Genomic DNA, 2,985 nt, shown 5'->3' on the forward strand with positions numbered 1-2,985 from the left:
TTTCCAGTAAAGAACCCCGACAATTACCATCATTACGCCTGGTACGATTAATGCAACGCGCCAACCCATAGTTTGCTCGACACCGAACATGACAATTGCACCGAGTAATAAAGGCATTAGAGCTTGTGTTGCACCACCGCCAGCATTACCCCAACCCGCAGCAGCTGCATTTGCTGTGCCTACGACATTTGGCGCAAACATGATACTGGTATGATATTGCGTAATGACAAAGCTTGCGCCAATTGCACCGATGAGTAAACGGAAGAAAAGAAAAGATTCATAGCTGTTGGCAGCGGCAACACCAAATACAGGAATACTGCCAAGTAAGAGAAGGGTGGTGTAAGTAATACGCGGACCATATTTATCACAAAGTGGTCCGACAGCAAGCCGCACTAAAATTGTAATTGCAACGGCGGCAATATTAATATTGGCAATTTGATCTTTGGTTAAGCCGAACTCACCTTTAATAACGGGCATTAATGGAGCGCAAGCAAACCATGCGAAGAAGCAGACAAAGAACGCAAGCCAAGTCATGTGGAAAGCACGCATGGCTGGGGTTGAAAAACTGAATAATTTAATTTCAGTCGCTTTTTTTGCATCTAAATTAATATTTGAAGACATACGCCGTCCCCCTGAACTGAACGAAATTTTAATTTGCACGACAAAATGAATTGTCTATTTGCATACCGATCAGAGCGGACATCTTTGGCCGTCTTGGTTTATCCATTGAATCGCCATTGATTCATCATGTCATAAATAAAGCAAAGTGCGTGCCAAAAGATAATTTTTACTAAAAGGAAAATCTTAGTTTTTAATTTTATTAGGTTAGTTGTCTAACATAAAAATGATTAGAGAAAAAGAATTAAAAGAAGAGGTGTTAATCAAAAATAAAGAAGGTTGAGCTTAGTAAACATGATCCTAAAAAATGCTCATTTTTTTGGCATTTTGGTTTAAAAAGAAGCAATTTTGGCAGGATAAATAAAAAGCTATAAAAGCTTAAGTAAAGCTTTTATAGCTTGTGTGCTTTTGAGGTTTAGAATCGGTAACCCACACCTAAATAAGTAATAAGTGGGTCAATATCAATGGTCGTTTTTGCACGAATTAACTCTTTTCCAGTATTGCGATCAATTACATTGATTTTGGCATCACTACTCATTTTTGAATATGAAACCGAACCTACAGCAAACCAGTTCGGATTAAAATCATAAGTTGCACCTAACGTAACAATCGGAGCAAAAGTATCAGTTGCTTTAAGCTTTACCACCGGATCTGCAGAAGATGTTTTACGATCTAATGCTGCACCTGCCTTATTATCGTGGATATTCTGGATCATGTGACCCGCTTGAATTAAATCGGCTTCAATACCGGAATTCATTTTTAAATCATTAAAGTAAGCATACATCACGCCAGCTCCGATATAAGGACGGAACTTATTTACGCCTGTCTTACCAAACTGATATTGCAGTTCTACAGCTGGTAACCATGCACGTGCGGTCGCAGCCTTACCGCCCTGAGAAAGATCAGTAATATGAATGTCTTGCTTTAAAGGAATATCTCCACCCGCTTTGGCAATACCATCTCCGATGATTCCTCCAATCACAGATCCATCTTTTAGTGGAGTCGCTTTTCCAGAGAGGGGAGCGTAAATATTACCTTTTCCATTAATATCTACTTTAGGGGGAATACCACCTTTAATTTCTAAAGATAAATTATCCGTAAAGTTGTAGTTAAACATAAGACCAACGGTATCAACATCAGCAGCTTCTAAGCCAGAACCTTGTTGTTCCCATTGAGAAAGACCATTAATTTCTGCTGTACCCGCAAGTGATGAGGGAAGAGTGTCTGTAAACTTATCAAGAAGACTAATAGTGCTATGCCAAAATTGTCCTGAAGGTTTACTTTGATCGATTGCGTCTAAAACAGCTTTTGTAGATACATCTCCAACTTTAGATTTTGTACCTTCTGCAACGCTAGTATTGATATTGACAGGGTTTCCTGAGCCTTGAGGCATAGCATGGAGCCAACCAGCTGAGACTGAAAAACGTTTGAAACCATCACCATCTTTTAAACTAAAATATGGGGAAGCTGCGGAAGTGACTGTTGGCAGAGCAAATAAGGCAGCTGTCATACAAAATAATGACTTTTTCATCATAAAAGGACTCCATGTCCGAGCATTTGTTTACTGATTTTTATTGAGCCCACCATAACGCGTTTTATTGAAATAATTGTGTATTAAAAATTAATAATTGTAATTTTTTTGAAATATTTGTTTATATTTGGAAATATTTATTAATAAAAAGTACAAAATAAAAAAGAAAAGGCTACATAAAGTAGCCTTTTATTAATTTTGATTAAATTATTGATTGAAGCGTGTAAGATCTTCTTCTGGGCGAGCTGTTAATACTTCAATCCCTGTTTTAGTGACTAAAATAGTATGTTCATATTGAGCTGAAAGTTTATGGTCTTTGGTTACAACTGTCCATTTGTCACCAAGTAATTTGGTTTGCCAAACACCCGCATTTACCATAGGTTCAATAGTGAAAGTCATACCAGCTTCTAAACGCATGCCCGTACCAGCTTGGCCATAGTGCAACACTTGAGGTTCATCATGGAAAACGGTACCAATGCCATGACCACAATATTCACGTACTACGCTAAAACGTTCTGATTCGACATATTTTTGGATGGCATGTCCAATATCACCTAAATACGAACCATCTCTAACTGTTGCCATTCCGCGATACATCGCTTCTTGAGCTACTTTACATAAACGATTTGCCAGAATAGAGGTTTCACCACCCACGATATACATCATGTTGGTATCGCCATGATAACCATCTTTAATGACGGTCACGTCGATGTTAAGGATATCGCCGTTTTTTAAGATTTTATTTTCAGAAGGAATACCATGACATACAACATGGTTAACCGAAGTACAGATAGAGTGTTGAAAAGCAGGGCGTCCTGGCGCACCACCGTAACCTA

3 protein-coding genes are annotated in these 2,985 nt (G+C 38.4%); all 3 read right to left on the bottom strand.

Annotation, left to right across the window (positions count from 1 at the left end; translation table 11 throughout):
• The coding region (locus C1642_RS09420; RefSeq protein ID WP_146035322.1) for an MFS transporter at nucleotides 1–621 on the bottom strand (621 nt) is incomplete at its 3' end.
• Between the two features lie 412 nt (nucleotides 622–1,033).
• Nucleotides 1,034–2,152, bottom strand: a complete 1,119-nt coding sequence (locus C1642_RS09425) for an OmpW/AlkL family protein (RefSeq protein ID WP_078202631.1) — start codon at nucleotides 2,150–2,152, stop codon at nucleotides 1,034–1,036.
• Between the two features lie 204 nt (nucleotides 2,153–2,356).
• Nucleotides 2,357–2,985 (bottom strand): type I methionyl aminopeptidase (gene map, locus C1642_RS09430; protein ID WP_103236243.1); only part of this gene is annotated, 629 nt, incomplete at its 5' end.

This window comes from Acinetobacter sp. AKBS16 (assembly GCF_002899995.1).
GTDB lineage: Bacteria > Pseudomonadota > Gammaproteobacteria > Pseudomonadales > Moraxellaceae > Acinetobacter > Acinetobacter baumannii.